14 protein-coding genes are annotated in these 14,394 nt (G+C 40.5%); 3 read left to right on the top strand and 11 right to left on the bottom strand.

The window, feature by feature from the left end:
- Window positions 1-71: 71 nt before the first annotated feature.
- The 8 genes from AC3CAU_RS04260 to AC3CAU_RS04225 all read right to left on the bottom strand — a co-directional run bounded on the left by AC3CAU_RS04260 (window position 72) and on the right by AC3CAU_RS04225 (window position 6,789).
- Window positions 72-398 carry an H-NS histone family protein gene (locus tag AC3CAU_RS04260; RefSeq protein WP_131215173.1) on the bottom strand — a complete coding sequence of 109 codons (327 nt, stop codon included), beginning with the start codon at window positions 396-398 and terminating at the stop codon, window positions 72-74.
- Window positions 399-555: 157 nt separating this feature from the next.
- Window positions 556-984 (bottom strand): acyl-CoA thioesterase, encoded by a 429-nt coding sequence (locus AC3CAU_RS04255; protein ID WP_131215175.1) that lies wholly within the window; start codon window positions 982-984, stop codon window positions 556-558.
- A 10-nt stretch (window positions 985-994) separates the two neighbouring features.
- Complete coding sequence (locus AC3CAU_RS04250) at window positions 995-2,188, bottom strand: heme biosynthesis protein HemY (protein WP_447053740.1); 1,194 nt, start codon at window positions 2,186-2,188, stop codon at window positions 995-997.
- Between the two features lie 7 nt (window positions 2,189-2,195).
- Window positions 2,196-3,038 carry a hypothetical protein gene (locus AC3CAU_RS04245; protein WP_447053741.1) on the bottom strand — a complete coding sequence of 281 codons (843 nt, stop codon included), beginning with the start codon at window positions 3,036-3,038 and terminating at the stop codon, window positions 2,196-2,198.
- Entirely contained in the window at window positions 3,035-3,814 is a 780-nt protein-coding gene (locus tag AC3CAU_RS04240) for a uroporphyrinogen-III synthase (RefSeq protein ID WP_447053742.1), read from the bottom strand. The genes AC3CAU_RS04245 and AC3CAU_RS04240 overlap by 4 nt, the downstream gene beginning before the upstream one ends.
- 1 nt (window position 3,815) lies before the next feature.
- Entirely contained in the window at window positions 3,816-4,733 is a 918-nt protein-coding gene (hemC, locus tag AC3CAU_RS04235; protein WP_447053743.1) for a hydroxymethylbilane synthase, read from the bottom strand.
- A 107-nt stretch (window positions 4,734-4,840) separates the two neighbouring features.
- Window positions 4,841-5,581, bottom strand: a complete 741-nt coding sequence (locus AC3CAU_RS04230) for a LytR/AlgR family response regulator transcription factor (RefSeq protein ID WP_131215185.1) — start codon at window positions 5,579-5,581, stop codon at window positions 4,841-4,843.
- A 53-nt stretch (window positions 5,582-5,634) separates the two neighbouring features.
- Window positions 5,635-6,789 (bottom strand): sensor histidine kinase, encoded by a 1,155-nt coding sequence (locus AC3CAU_RS04225; RefSeq protein WP_447053744.1) that lies wholly within the window; start codon window positions 6,787-6,789, stop codon window positions 5,635-5,637.
- Between AC3CAU_RS04225 and argH the strand changes: the two genes are divergently transcribed.
- Both argH and AC3CAU_RS04215 read left to right on the top strand, forming a co-directional pair.
- Window positions 6,780-8,210 (top strand): argininosuccinate lyase, encoded by a 1,431-nt coding sequence (gene argH / locus AC3CAU_RS04220; RefSeq protein ID WP_131215188.1) that lies wholly within the window; start codon window positions 6,780-6,782, stop codon window positions 8,208-8,210. The genes AC3CAU_RS04225 and argH overlap by 10 nt on opposite strands.
- 11 nt (window positions 8,211-8,221) lie before the next feature.
- Window positions 8,222-8,497, top strand: coding sequence for an oxidative damage protection protein (locus AC3CAU_RS04215; RefSeq protein ID WP_131215189.1), 276 nt, complete (start codon window positions 8,222-8,224; stop codon window positions 8,495-8,497).
- A gap of 767 nt (window positions 8,498-9,264) precedes the next feature.
- Here AC3CAU_RS04215 and pgsA read toward each other — a convergent pair.
- The 3 genes from pgsA to uvrC form a co-directional block, all read right to left on the bottom strand.
- Window positions 9,265-9,852 (bottom strand): CDP-diacylglycerol--glycerol-3-phosphate 3-phosphatidyltransferase, encoded by a 588-nt coding sequence (pgsA, locus tag AC3CAU_RS04210; protein WP_447053745.1) that lies wholly within the window; start codon window positions 9,850-9,852, stop codon window positions 9,265-9,267.
- Between the two features lie 108 nt (window positions 9,853-9,960).
- Window positions 9,961-10,755 (bottom strand): thioesterase family protein, encoded by a 795-nt coding sequence (locus AC3CAU_RS04205; protein WP_131215192.1) that lies wholly within the window; start codon window positions 10,753-10,755, stop codon window positions 9,961-9,963.
- 109 nt (window positions 10,756-10,864) lie between these two features.
- The gene (uvrC, locus tag AC3CAU_RS04200) at window positions 10,865-12,664 is read right to left on the bottom strand and encodes an excinuclease ABC subunit UvrC (protein ID WP_131215194.1); all 1,800 of its coding nucleotides are present in this window, start codon (window positions 12,662-12,664) and stop codon (window positions 10,865-10,867) included.
- Window positions 12,665-12,855: 191 nt separating this feature from the next.
- Between uvrC and AC3CAU_RS04195 the strand changes: the two genes are divergently transcribed.
- Entirely contained in the window at window positions 12,856-13,905 is a 1,050-nt protein-coding gene (locus AC3CAU_RS04195) for an AAA family ATPase (protein ID WP_131215196.1), read from the top strand.
- Window positions 13,906-14,394 lie beyond the last annotated feature (489 nt).

The following is a 14,394-nucleotide window of genomic DNA, read 5'->3' as shown; positions in this document are numbered from 1 at the left end:
AAAAAACCAAGCATATATGCTTGGTTTTTTTAGCCTAATCCAATTGGATGACAATCTCATGAATTTTAAAATTAGATGAGGAAGTCTTCCAGTTTCGCACCACTTTCCAGTTCAGCAACTAACCAGCGTGGTTGTTTACCGCGACCCGTCCAGGTATCAGAGGGGTTCTGTTTACTACGGTAACGAGGCTCAACAGATTTACGAGTGCTTTTTTTACGTTTCGTTGCACCGAATTCTAAAATTTGTTCAATTGATAAACCTACATTCTCTGCAATATCTAAAATTTGCTGATAAGCATCTTCAACCGCTTGATCTTTTTTAGAAGCAATTAATGCTTCCGCTTCAACTTGTAAACGTTTTAACTGTTCAACAGATAAATTACTAATATCTGGCATCATAATAACTCCTAAATAGATTTTATATTTTATTTATTTAAAACTCGATCATAATATTTTTATTATCTAAAACATTCAATATAAATTTTTAGATAACAACGATCTTTAAAATAGATTGTACATTTCTAGAGTTTCATAGAATATTTGCTTTAAATAATTTTTAAATTAAATGATTCACGCTTAATTCAATTTCAGTAATTTTATGACGAATAATTTCAGGAATTTCTGTTTTAAGCATTGAGTCTTTATTTACACAAACGATGACCGCTTCAGCCAATGCAACTACAGTTTGCTGTGTCTCACTCCATAACAAATAACTCATACGAAATGCACTATTGCGAACTTCCTCAACACGCACCCCTATTTTAAGCTGGTCTGGATAAAATACCGGACGAATATATTTACACTGATTTGATGCAACCACCGTATAAATATCCTGTTGAAAAATACTTAATTCATCCATATAACGAATACGTGCACTTTCGATATAACGATAATACATGACGTTATTTACGTGCCCGAAAGCATCCATGTCTCCCCAAGCAACTGACTGTTCATAAATAACAGGATAATCTGATAGGGTTAACATTGAATTGACCTCATATTTTTATTTCAACAAAATTTGCATTATTTTCAAATATTAAATTTAACTGTTTAATTAAATTGTCCTGACCTTTTAAAGTAGATTTAATTCTTAAATAATTCATCATCACATTATCTGGATGTAATTCCAATAATTTTTCGGCTTCAGCATTACGGGCTGTTGCCTCATATATATACCATTTTGCAAAGCTAAACACCGGCAAAGAAAGATATTTATTTTCCCAATAGTCAATTCTTTGCTCAACCTTTAAATAATCAGGGTTTTGTTTCAATAACTGCTGCTGGAACCATAAATAAAAAACATCTTTATTAAATTGTTCATCTAATAAATGCAATGCCAAGTCTTCATGTTGCTGACTCATTTCTGGCATACGAGACAACAACTTTAACCATAAAGTTTTTATCTCATAATTGCGACTATAAATTTGATCTTGCAAGTCTAAATAACGTTGTTGTAAATTTTGTAAATCCTCAACGTGCGCTTGATCAAAGCCGAGCAATAACTGTTGCAACCACTCCTGTTTGTTTTCGGTTCCTAAATGACCATATTTAGTCGAACGTAAATACATCCATGGAAATTGAATGGCAAACTCTCCCCATAGGGCAGTCAAGCGTAAATTATAGGCACCTTTTACATCATTTAACCACGGCGAAAGTTCATGCTGATTTAAGAACTCAAGATGGGTTAAGGCTTGCTCTCCCTCATTTTGAGCCAGATAAATTTCAATTCGTTGTATTTCAGCCAACTCAAATGCCATGGCATTGCTTTGATTTAATATTGCGAGCGCTTGTGGGTATTGCTGCTGCATCAAATACAATCTCGAACCAATAATGCCTTTTAACAAACCCGATTGCGAAAATACCCCTTGAATAAATTCATGCTGGTCTTGCGCTGCTTCTAATAACCACACTACAGCCAACTGTTCATAAGGATGCAAATTTTTAAAATTAAAAACAGTTTCCAGCTTTCTTTGTTGTCTTTTTAAATAGCGCTTGATTAGCAACCACAACAATTGAATGATTAAACTCAGACTGGCGAGGAAAATAAAAATGACCCAGATATTGGTTTGAATTTGCCATTCACGCCAGTATAAATAAACATAACCTGCGCCATAACCATAACTTAAAACACTTAGACTGGCGATTATAATCAGGCTGATAAAAGCATAGGCAAGTAAAATCTGTTTCATTAATCCATCACCCCAATAATGCACGCGTATTTAAAATTGGCGTCGGAATAATAGTAAATCCTTTTATTTTTTGGATATTCTGAATCAGTTGGCGTGATTTCTCATCCGGTATTTGATTTAACAATTGGATAATTTCAGTTAGCGATTCTTGGTATTCTAAATATTGACCTTGCTGTAATGCCTGATGTGCCAGTAATAATCTCAGTTGCGCTTCCTTCAAGATTAGCGGACGTTGCATTAAAGCCACAGCAGGTTGTTTCGCTGGTTCAATAACTAGCCAGCGCTGCCAAAAATGTTTAGTTTGTGGTTGGCCTGAACTTAATTTAGGCATATTTATTTCTTGAGTTAAAGCTTGATCTAGCTGGTGTATTAATCCATCTACTTTTGTTTGCTGTGCCACGCGGTCACTTGCAAACTGCTGAATCACCTGCTGATCTTTCGCAATCACTTGATGTAAACTCTGTTTCAAGGAAGGTGCTAAAGCATATTGCTCTAAATTGCGGTCCAAATTCATTAATTTATCTAGGGCTTCATTCAGTTTTTGCTGTTTCAGCATAAATTCAATCAAATCTAACTGCTGTTTAATCACCACAACTGGATCAATATTTGATGCTTCAATGGCTTTTAAATCATGCTCTGCTTGAACACCTTGCGCTACTGTCCCAGCTTCAAATTTTACCTGACGCTGTAAAGCCACCAGTTGATCATTTAAATTTGCATTGTTTTGTTCAATACGATGCAAACTGCTGATTAATTCTGTTTGTTGTGCAGAGACATTAAATACGTCATAACTTAATTTTATAATCCAGAGTAAACTTAAAATAAGTAATAAAATGAGAATTTTCTTCATGTGTTCCCTTGCACAACAACAAGCTGCTGCAAAATTGAATCTGTTTTTAAATCAGGTAATCGGGCGATATTAAAACATGTCTGTTGATTTTTTTTATAATCTGAAACAACTTGATACAAGCGTTCGCCCAAAACAAAATAATAGCCTTTTGCAATAATCGCATCTTGACCCTGCATTAACTTAATCCAGTTTAGCCAGCCCGCTTCACTGCTCACCACCATAGCATATTGTTGTTCTCGTTCTAATAATGGCAATATATCTGGAAGGTTCTGTAAAGTAAGTAACGGACAGCGACGCTCATATAAAATAAAATTTAGAATATGCATGCCTTGCTGTTTTAACTGTTCCATCATAAATGGACGGCCACCTTCCCCTCGCCAAAAAGCAATACCCGTTCCAGCATTCATACTTTTAAGTATTGGAAGTTGTAACATCCCTTCCGATGTTTCAACCAAAGGAATTTCAGCAGCAATACCATAGTTCGATAAAGCTTGCGCCGTTGTTTCACCTACTGCAATCCACTGGATATGCTGAAGTTTATCAAGACTAATCCCTGCCTGTTTTAAGTAATCCATCCCCACTTGAACCGCAGTTGGACTCACCACTACAATCACCTGCGCAGAAAGCAATTGCGGATACAACTTAGACAATGGCTCTGACCAAGGTCGAGCCAGCAATTCCAGTAAGGGCAAATCCAAAACAGTTATATGAGCCATACGCAAGGTATGACTCAATTCTGCTGCACGATCTTGAGGACGGGTATTAATAAACAACATGTCAATAAAGCGCTTTAAGCAAATCGCCTGCACCTTGTTCCAGCAACTTCTGTGCGAGACTCACCCCTAACTGTTCAGCCTGTTCTGGCGCCCCACTAAGTTTAACTTTTAATAGTGTCACACCATCCACACTCCCCACACGTCCCTCCATATGGAGTTGCCCTTGATTTAAAGTGGCATATCCTGCAATCGGCACTTGGCAACCGCCCTCCAAATACGCATTGAAAGCACGTTCTGCGCGAACGCACACATCAGTTTCAACATGTAAAAGCGGTAAAATAAGATCCAGTACAACCTGATCTGTGGTACGGCATTCCAAGCCGAGTGCCCCCTGTCCAACTGCAGGCAAACTGATTTCAGGGGACAGGTTATGACGAATACGCTCCGCCAAACCCAAGCGTTTTAAACCCGCACTTGCCAAAATAATCGCATCGTATAAGCCTGAATCCAGTTTGGATAAACGCGTACCGACGTTTCCGCGCAAATCAATAATATTCAAATCCGGACGCTGTTTTAAAATCTGGGTTTTACGGCGCAGGCTGGATGTCCCCACTTTTGCACCTTGAGGTAATTCATCAAAACAGTGATAAGTATTCGATACAAAAGCATCCAGTGGATCTTCACGTTCACAAATCACCGGCAAGCTCAAACCTTCAGGCAGCGCCATAGGAACATCTTTCATCGAATGAACCGCCAAGTCTGCACGGCCATCGAGCAACGCCGCTTCTAACTCTTTAACAAATAAACCTTTACCACCAATTTTTGCCAAAGGCGTATCCAGGATTTTGTCACCCTGAGTGACGAAGGTCACCAACTCAACTTTAAGATCAGTATGCAATGCCTCTAAACGGGCACGAATATGTTCAGCCTGCCATAATGCAAGCGGGCTTTGTCGAGTTGCAATCTTCAAAATCTTCATAAAGTTTAGAAACAGTCAATTAAGGGCGTTATTCTAAACTTAACGTGCTGACTTTAAAATGCAAGTACATTCGCACAGTTGTTGTCACTAAAACCATGAAGGCAGATTTAAATTTTTTGTATTCGTTCTCTTAAATTGGGTAAATGGCGCCGGCTGACTGCCAAGCGTTCCTCCAATTCACGACAACGCACCTGATATTGCCCGGAACTAATAACTTCGAGTCCATCCAGAAAATGTACAGAAACCAGAGCATTACGATGAATTCGGACAAATTGATCGCCAAATTCATTTTCCAGGTCTTTCAAGGTTTCATCAATCAGTACACTGCCATTTTTATGGCGTACCGTGACATATTTTTGATCTGCTAAAAAATAATAAATATTTTCCACAGGCACCAGCTCTACCCCGCGGTAGGTTTTTGCCACAATTTGATGGCGTTTTATATTGATTTCGTTCATATCTTCTTTTTGTTTTAAAGTGCTCATTTGTGCTTGAGTCAGTTTTGTTAAGTGATCTAAAACCTGTTGCAATTCCTGCTGCATCACCGGTTTCAATAGATAGCCTTCTGCATGCGACTTAAATGCCTCTAAAGCATGTTCATCATAGGCTGTACAAAAAATAATAGCGGGCATAGGCTCTAGCTGACGCAAATACTGCGCACAGCTTAAACCATCCATTTCCGGCATTTGAATATCTAAAAGCACGACATCTGGCTCATAAAACTGAACCATCTCAATCGCCTGCTGACCATGGGTTGCGGTTGCAACCACTTGATGTCCCAGTTGTGTGACTAAACGTGATAAGCGCTCTACAGCAAGAGGCTCATCATCACAAATCAGGATGTCCATTTTTCCTCCTTTCACAGTTACCATGATTTTTTTTATAGGTTAACTCTGATTTTTTATTTATATCGATATTGCACAACTGTGGTAAATATTCCCTTTCCCGCGTATGTCTGAAAGCTCACAGTCCGTCCATAATAAGCCTCTAGACGCTGTTTCACATTTTCGACTGCAATACCATTTCCTGGTCGTATATTTATTTTATCCTGTGTATAAGGGTTAGTAATGACTATATTGACTTGATTTTGCAATATTTCAACCAATATGCTTATCGTACTCTTTGTTAAAAATTTTTCAACTCCATGAAAAATACTATTTTCCACTAAAGGTTGTAAAGTTAATAACGGAATTTGTATCTGAGAAAACAGAACTTCATCGTCATATTTCCACTCTACGCGTAAACGATCACCCAAACGGATCTGCTCAATCGCTAAATAATGCTGACATAATTCAATTTCATCTTTTAGGCGAACCAGTTTAAGTTCTTTAAAACTCGCACGAAATAGCCGTGATAAATTCAGTAACATTTGCTCTGCTTTATCCGGATCAATGGTAATTAAACTGATTACCGTATTTAAACTGTTAAACAGAAAATGTGGGTGAATTCGTGCCTGCATCGCCTGAATTCGTGCATTCAGTTCGCTATTTTGCTGACGTGCCCATTGTTCTCGAAAATACAGATAACGGAAACAAAATGTCCCGATCAGCACGCCATAGCTCAGATGTAACACCACCCCATCGAATAAAACAGCAAGATTCAAATTATGAATTTGAAAATTTTGTCCAAAATAAATCACACCATTTAGTACCACGGTGGTCAATAAAACAATCATTTGCAACAAAATGAAGCTGACACATAAGACTTGGCCAAAACTTAAATGCTGAATTTTTTTCTGAAACAGTTCAAGCAATGCCGCAAAAGCCAGCAACACCCAGTTAATGAACAACATATACTGCAATAAACGTCCTACACTTAAGGCCGTCCAGGATTGTGCTTCGGCTAAAGCTAAAATCATCGCCAAAATATTGCTGGCAATAAATAATTCGATTAAATGTTGCCAACGCCCTATTTTCGTAAAAAAATAAGCATATGTTTTATTTCCCTGCGTATGAGCAAAAGATTGATCGTCTTGTCCTTCGGCAAGTGAACCTGAATTTGTTATACTCTTTTTAGTTCTAATGCTTTTTATCCTATTGAGCCGACATGACCACATCTTCTAATTCCTCAAATCCGTCACAAACCCAAACTTCGGGTATGTGGGGCGGTCGTTTCTCTGAAGCGACGGACGCTTTTGTTGCTGAATTTACAGCATCTGTACAATTTGACCAACGCTTTTATAAACAAGATATTGCAGGTTCTATCGCCCATGCAACCATGCTTGCAAAAGTTGGCGTACTTACCGAGCAAGAACGTGACGATATCATCACCGGCTTAACTGCTATTCAAGCTGATATTGAATCGGGTAACTTTGAATGGCGCGTTGATCTGGAAGATGTCCACATGAACATTGAGTCTCGCCTGACTCAGCGTATTGGTATTACAGGTAAAAAACTACATACCGGTCGTAGCCGTAACGACCAGGTCGCAACTGATATTCGCTTATATGTACGTGACGAAATTGATGCGATTTTAAAATTACTGGAAAAATTACAAAAAGGTATTTTGGGCTTAGCCGCTAAAAACACCCAAACCATTATGCCTGGGTTCACTCACTTACAAACTGCCCAGCCCGTGACTTTCGGTCACCACTTAATGGCCTGGTTTGAAATGCTGGTGCGTGACTCTGAACGTCTGATTGACTGTCGTAAACGTGTGAATCGTTTACCACTTGGCTCTGCTGCTCTAGCGGGCACAACCTATCCAATCGAGCGTGAATACACAGCACAGCTTTTAGGTTTTGAAGCAGTGTGTGAAAACTCATTAGATGCCGTGTCTGACCGTGACTTTGGTATTGAATTCAATGCTGCTGCATCTTTAATCATGATGCATTTATCACGTATGTCTGAAGAAATGATTCTTTGGACTTCTGCTCAGTTCAAATTTGTGAACATTCCAGACCGTTTCTGCACCGGCTCTTCAATTATGCCGCAGAAGAAGAACCCGGATGTTCCTGAATTGATTCGTGGTAAAACCGGACGTGTTTATGGGGACTTAATGAGTCTTTTAACCCTCATGAAAGGTCAACCTTTAGCGTACAACAAAGACAACCAAGAAGACAAAGAACCATTATTTGATGCGATTGATACCGTTCGTGGCTCATTAATGGCATTTGCCGACATGATTCCTGCATTGGTTCCAAACATCGAAATTATGCGTGAAGCTGCACTACGCGGTTTCTCAACCGCAACCGATCTTGCCGATTATTTGGTAAAAAACGGCGTTGCGTTCCGTGATGCACATGAAATTGTAGGTAAAGCCGTTGCGCTCGGTGTTCAAGAATCGAAAGATTTGTCTGAATTGACGCTTGAACAGCTACAACAGTTCTCTGATTTGATTCAGGCTGACGTATTTGAAAAAGCATTAACACTTGAAGCATCGGTGAATGCACGTAACCATATTGGCGGTACTGCACCAGCTCAAGTTGAAGCTGCAATTGCACGTGCCTATACACGTTTAGAAAAACTTTACGCTTAAGGAATAATGATATGTCTCGACAAGTATTTTGCCGTAAGTATCAGGCTGACATGGAAGGTTTAGATTTTGCACCCTTCCCAGGTGTAAAAGGTCAAGAATTGTTTGACAGCGTGTCTAAACAGGCATGGCAAGAATGGCTTAAACACCAAACAACCTTGATCAATGAAAAGCGTTTAAACGTGTTTGAACCGGATGCGAAAAAATTTCTGGAAGAGCAACGTGAAAAATTCTTTAGTAACGATGAGTCACTCGAAAAAGCTGAAGGCCTAAAGCCTGAAGAAAAATAAGGCGCTGCCTTATTTTATATGCAAGACAAGTGAAGCGCATAGTTTCAAGTGGCATAAAGGAGTCTTTTAAAAGGCTCCTTTTTTATTTCTGGAAGCACTGTTTCGCCAGGCTGCAAAACGAGAAGCTGGGCTTCAACTGGTAAAATTAAAGCGTGGCTTTGAAAATTACGCAAGATAAGAGTTTTGCTCGCGCAAGTTCTCATCTGAAAAAGAAATCTTCATTATTGGGGATTTGTTTTTTAAACTGCTTTAAATTTTACGTAAAGACAAGCGAAGCGTATAGTTTCAAATGTCATCAAGGAGTCTTTTAAAGGCTTTTTTTTACTTTTAATAGAGCACTGCTCGACCCTGAGGAATATATTCTGCAAGAAGACGAGAAGTTATGCTTCGAGCGAAAACTAGGGCACTGCTTTCTTTTTAATCAAGACAAACAGTGAAGGTGTGTAGGCTTTAATCCGAAAGAAACCCCTTTTATTGGGAACTTTTGAAATGCGTTTTTTTACATCTCGAAATAACTGTAAACCAAAACTACATTTCTCAATAAAAACCTACATTACAATACAATAACCTACATGACTCATAAAATTGATTCTCCTATAATTAGTTTCAAGAAGATGGTTAAACATCTTATAAAAGATATAACGATACCCGATTTCAATCCTAGGTTTCCCCCAAAATCTAGGATTTTTTTTGTGCGTAAATTTTTCAACAAAAAAATCAAAATCAAAAAAACACCCTGAAACGGGTGTTTTGGTTATTCATTAAATTTAAGGCTGTTTTAAATACGGCCATGCGGCTTTCAAATAAATGAACATGGACCACAACGTTAGAATCACTGCGGTATAAAGTAAAAGATAAGCCAAGGTATCCAGTGGTTGCCAGTTCAGTAAAAACACGGAAATTGCAATCATTTGAAACGCCGTCTTATATTTACCGACGGTAGATACTGCCACATTGGTACGTGCCCCCAATTCCGCCATCCACTCACGTAAAGCAGATACGGTAATTTCACGCGAAATAATCACAATCGCTGCAAATGCCATGGAAATACTCGGTTGCCATTGCACCAAAACAATCAGTGCAGCTGCAACCATCAGCTTATCGGCTACAGGGTCAAGAAAACGACCGAAAGCTGAAGTTTGGTTCAGTGAACGTGCCAAATAACCATCGAACCAGTCAGTTACTGCAGCAACCACAAAAATCGCCGTTAAAATAATGTGACGAGTCATGTTAGTGTCGTGTTCTGCAACACCAACTGCAGGCGGCCAATAAGCCACCAACAAAAAAACAGGTATTAAAGCTATACGCGCCAAAGTCAAGATATTTGGAATATTCAGGATGCGACCTGTAGTCATAGACACCGCCAATTTTTCCCCTGTATGTACAATGAAAAACCACACATATTTTGGGATGGATTCATCGTTAATTCAGACTCACTTTATACGAATTGCTATAAAGTGTCACTAGGCAAACACGGTAACTGTCTGTCTGGAAATCGCAATCAGTCGATTCTCGGCATCCCAAAGATGGGCATATTCAGTGGAATACCCTTCTGCCGCATAATCGGTAAATACTTTATATTTAAACCAATCCTGCAGATAATTATTCAAAGGGTGAACATAAGTCACATGCCAGGTCAGTGAACTGGCGGGTGCCATGCTGTTAAACATGGGCAAAACACCGGGAGGCCACATATCAAATGCCACCATCAAATCAGCCACTGTCATTTCCCGGTTCTCATGTAGATCCGGATTAAAACGCATCCAGCCACTAAAATCAGGTTTCATACTGCCGCTACATGGATACTGCCCATCCACCCAGACCAAGTCCATCTGTCCAAAACATTCAGGTGCTAGAGGATGATGCTGTGCAACGTTTAATTGCTCAGGTGCTGGAAATACTGGTGCAACGCGTTCCTGTTGTACCGAAATTGCCGACTCACGCTGGGTACCAAAACTGGCAATCAAAATACTTTGCACCGCCTCATCCTGCCAGAGCCGTACTTCAACCGTTGTCACAGACTTGCCTTGACGCAAGATTTCAGCACTTAATTGAACGGGTGCCTGCTGTACGGGACCAACAAAAGTCACACTGGTGCTTAATAAACGTTTTAAGGGATCAGCAATTGCCACCACTGCTTTTTGCATCATCATCCCTGCAACCAAGCCCCCATAAATGGTGCGGCCTTGTAACCATCCCTGTGGCATATCAACCCATTCATTTTGTTCAATGTCGGTAAATAATTGATGCAGTGACATCCTTTGTCCTTTGAAGTTGTTGATTTGCTCTATCTTTTACTTATTTTGAAGTGTTGTGAATGATCAATGACTGCAGCGTCAGTGAGCACTTCGGCCAATCGGTCTATATTTATTCATGCAGTACCTTATAAATTGTTCGAGCCATGACATCACCCAAACCCGGAACCAGCTTCAAGTCATTTTCCGAGGCTTTGAGTACACCCTGAATGCCACCAAAATGGGTCAGCAAATCACGGCGGCGTTTCGGACCAAGACCCGGAATCACTTCCAGTACCGAACCACCACGACGTTTATCACGTTTAGCACGGTGCTTGGTAATAGCAAAACGATGTGCTTCATCTCGTACCTGCTGAATCAAATGCAGCGCTTTATGGTCTTCAGGCAACTGAATTTTAGTACCATCAGTAAAATGTAAGGTTTCCAGACCGGGTTTACGCCCCTCGCCTTTGGATACTCCGACCATAAAGGCTTCCAGTCCCAGATCTTGCATCACTTGCATCGCCATATGTAATTGGCCTTTACCACCATCAATCAGCAATAAATCCGGCAACATGGCTTTTTTATAACGCCGCGTCAACGCTTGGCGCATGGCCGCATAGTCATCCCCACCGGTAATATCATCAATGGCAAACTGGCGATAATCACGTTTGCGTGCACCGCCCGAATCAAACACCACACAGGAAGCAATCGTGGCTTCACCCATGGTATGCGAGATATCAAAACATTCAATCCGGTCAATCGGACGACCGACCACTTGTTCCAGCTGATGGAAACGTTCATTCAGTTCAAAATGATTGGCCAACTGCCCTTTAATGGCATGTTGCACATTCATATTGGCCAGCTCTAACCACTCGGCACGAGTTTCCCGAACATTGGACTTAATCTGAACTTTCTTGCTAAATTCCTGTTGCAGCGCCTGTTCCAGTTCTTTGCGATCGGGTAATTCGGTATTTATAATCAGCTCGACAGGTACTTCATCTGCGACCTGAAAATAAAAGTTCGCCATGAAGTCCGACAGCATTTGCCCCAGATCATCGCCCAGCATATCCGGGAAATAGCTTTTCCCACCAAGCATCTTGCCATTGCGTACATGCATAATCTGCACACAGGTCACCCCGGCATGATAGGCAATCGCCAGAATATCGGCTTCACCTTTGAGTTTATAAATCGCCTGCTGTGATTGCACGTCACGCAACAGCGCCATACGGTCACGGTAAAATACCGCTTTTTCAAATTCCAAAGCTTCTGCCGCCGCTTCCATTTTGGCAATCAGTTCCTGATTCAGCTCTTTGGTATCGCCCTGTAAAAAGCGAATCGAATTTTTAACATCTTCCTGATAATCTTCAGGCGAAATGAGACCAACACAAGGGGCGGTACAGCGCTTGATCTGATATTGCAAACACGGACGTTTACGCTGGGCAAAATAGCTGTTTTCACACTGGCGCACATTAAACAGTTTTTGCAGCACCACCAAAGTATCCCGGGCATTATAGGCACTTGGATAAGGTCCAAAAAACTTACCGACCTGATGCTTGCCTTTGCCGCGTCCTGCTGCAATGCGCGGATAAGGCTTGTCACTGGAAACAAAAATATAGACGTAGGATTTATCATCGCGCAACATGATGTTGTACGGCGGACGATGCAGTTTAATGAGGTTCTGTTCCAGCAATAAGGCTTCGGTTTCCGAACGTACCACCAGCGTTTCGATATTATAAATCCGGGCCACCAGCGCCTGTGTTTTCGGATGCTCGATGGTTTTAACGAAGTAGCTCGACACACGGTTTTTTAGATTCTTGGCTTTGCCAACATACAGCAGTTCACCGTCTTTACCCAGCATCCGGTAAACGCCGGGCAAAGTCGTCATATGGGCTAAAATCTTTTCAATATTGTCACGTGCGTTTTCGTTCACATTCAGCCTTATTCAGAATAATCTTTGCTTTGCTACATGATGTGATGGTTTTCACGCCATTTTCAAGCCAATTCGCTATTTTCTCCTCTCATCAAACAAAGTTCTAACAATCATTTAATTGCTAAAAGCTATAAGTGACTCATGCTTATTTTGCTATGCTCAAGTCATCTGAAAAATTTGGATCAAACTGAATGACGAACCACAATCATGCCATGCATATCGTTAAGCCGGTAACTGCAACGCATAGCACATCTGAAAAAGATAAATTGATTGGCAAACCCCGTTTTCATTTTGAACCTCAACAGGTCATGCAACTCCTGCATACCCGAATTATCGGACAGGAGGCCGCATTAAAAGAAATCGAAAAAATGCTGCATGTGGTCAAGGCAGATTTTTCCAGTCCGGAACGCCCTATCTCGGTAATGCTCATGCTTGGTCCAACCGGGGTCGGCAAAACTGAAACTGTACGTTTAATTAGCGAGGCGATTTATGGCCGCCCGGATGCTTTTTGCCGGATTGACATGAATACGTTGGCGCAAGAACATTATGCCGCAGCCATTACCGGTGCACCTCCAGGCTACGTTGGCTCGAAAGAAGGTCATAGCCTGTTTGATGAAACAGCGATTGCCGGTTCACATACCCGCCCCGGGATTGTATTGTTTGATGAATTGGAGAAGGCTTCCACTGAAGTAATTCGCGGTTTAATGAATATACTGGATACCGGAAAACTGACATTAACCTCAGGCACAAAAACCATTGATTTCCGTAACTGCATGATCTTTATGACCAGTAATGTCGGCGCTCAAGCTGCGCAGCAATACCTGGATAAACTGAATTTTTTGCCCAAAAAAATGCAGGACATTTGCCTTAAAAAAATACCGACCAAAACCATTATTGAAAAAGTGATGTTTAAAAAATTCGACCCTGAATTTTTAAACCGCATTGATCGTACTTTGCATTATCAGGCGGTTCAGGATGATGCCTTGCCCAAGTTGGTCGAGATTGAACTGGAAAAACTCAATCAGCGATTACAGCATCAAAAGCGTGCTGTGGTTTTAAGTGATGCAGCCAAAGCTCACTTCTACAAAAATCATGATATCCGTTTTGGCGCACGCCATTTGGCTCGTAAAATGCGGACTGAACTGGAACCGATTCTGGCGATTTACTTTTTAAATTATCCGGAAAAAACTCAGCTCACCGTGGATTTTGATGGTGGGCAATTGACAATTCAGCCGGAATAACTCTTTAAATAATCAGCTAAACATTTAGCTTAATCATCCTCCAGACAACCACCTCAATAATCATCGTTGCAGTCAAACATTCGGCAGCATATTTGACTGCAAATGCGTCCTTTTTTATTCAAATGAAATACGCCTCAGTTCTGCCGATTGACCATCTTCAGCTTAAAACTGTGCAGCAATGATGACGTCATCGAGTTAAAAAATTGGCTCAATTGACTTTTTTGACCAAAACAAGTCCATAAAAAACTTGAAATCCACAACTTACCCCCGATATAAATAGCCACAAAATGATTAAAAAATCTTAATTTAAACAAAAAGTTCATTACATTTTTACAAAGCAGAGTAAAAGTAAAGCTGACCACTACAAGGGTTTATTCAAAAAAAATTGATGACCCTTGCGTCACTGCTTGATACAACTTGTTATGTTCTTTTTGGATATAGTTATCGTAAGATTAGCGAAGCTCGATGTACGCGGGAAATGCGTACATG

The sequence above is a fragment of the Acinetobacter sp. GG23 genome (assembly GCF_057766365.1).
The sequence above is the reverse complement of the archived record's forward strand: the minus strand, read 5'-3'. Positions and strand labels throughout refer to the sequence as shown.

What these genes read in the sequence shown, in the direction of transcription:
- AC3CAU_RS04260 (WP_131215173.1), bottom strand. Translation starts at nt 398, where the DNA reads ATGATGCCAGATATTAGTAATTTATCTGTTGAACAGTTAAAACGTTTA.
- AC3CAU_RS04255 (WP_131215175.1), bottom strand. Translation starts at nt 984, where the DNA reads ATGTTAACCCTATCAGATTATCCTGTTATTTATGAACAGTCAGTTGCT.
- AC3CAU_RS04250 (WP_447053740.1), bottom strand. Translation starts at nt 2,188, where the DNA reads ATGAAACAGATTTTACTTGCCTATGCTTTTATCAGCCTGATTATAATC.
- AC3CAU_RS04245 (WP_447053741.1), bottom strand. Translation starts at nt 3,038, where the DNA reads ATGAAGAAAATTCTCATTTTATTACTTATTTTAAGTTTACTCTGGATT.
- AC3CAU_RS04240 (WP_447053742.1), bottom strand. Translation starts at nt 3,814, where the DNA reads ATGTTGTTTATTAATACCCGTCCTCAAGATCGTGCAGCAGAATTGAGT.
- hemC (WP_447053743.1), bottom strand. Translation starts at nt 4,733, where the DNA reads ATGAAGATTTTGAAGATTGCAACTCGACAAAGCCCGCTTGCATTATGG.
- AC3CAU_RS04230 (WP_131215185.1), bottom strand. Translation starts at nt 5,581, where the DNA reads ATGGACATCCTGATTTGTGATGATGAGCCTCTTGCTGTAGAGCGCTTA.
- argH (WP_131215188.1), top strand. Translation starts at nt 6,780, where the DNA reads ATGACCACATCTTCTAATTCCTCAAATCCGTCACAAACCCAAACTTCG.
- AC3CAU_RS04225 (WP_447053744.1), bottom strand. Translation starts at nt 6,789, where the DNA reads ATGTGGTCATGTCGGCTCAATAGGATAAAAAGCATTAGAACTAAAAAG.
- AC3CAU_RS04215 (WP_131215189.1), top strand. Translation starts at nt 8,222, where the DNA reads ATGTCTCGACAAGTATTTTGCCGTAAGTATCAGGCTGACATGGAAGGT.
- pgsA (WP_447053745.1), bottom strand. Translation starts at nt 9,852, where the DNA reads ATGACTACAGGTCGCATCCTGAATATTCCAAATATCTTGACTTTGGCG.
- AC3CAU_RS04205 (WP_131215192.1), bottom strand. Translation starts at nt 10,755, where the DNA reads ATGTCACTGCATCAATTATTTACCGACATTGAACAAAATGAATGGGTT.
- AC3CAU_RS04195 (WP_131215196.1), top strand. Translation starts at nt 12,856, where the DNA reads ATGACGAACCACAATCATGCCATGCATATCGTTAAGCCGGTAACTGCA.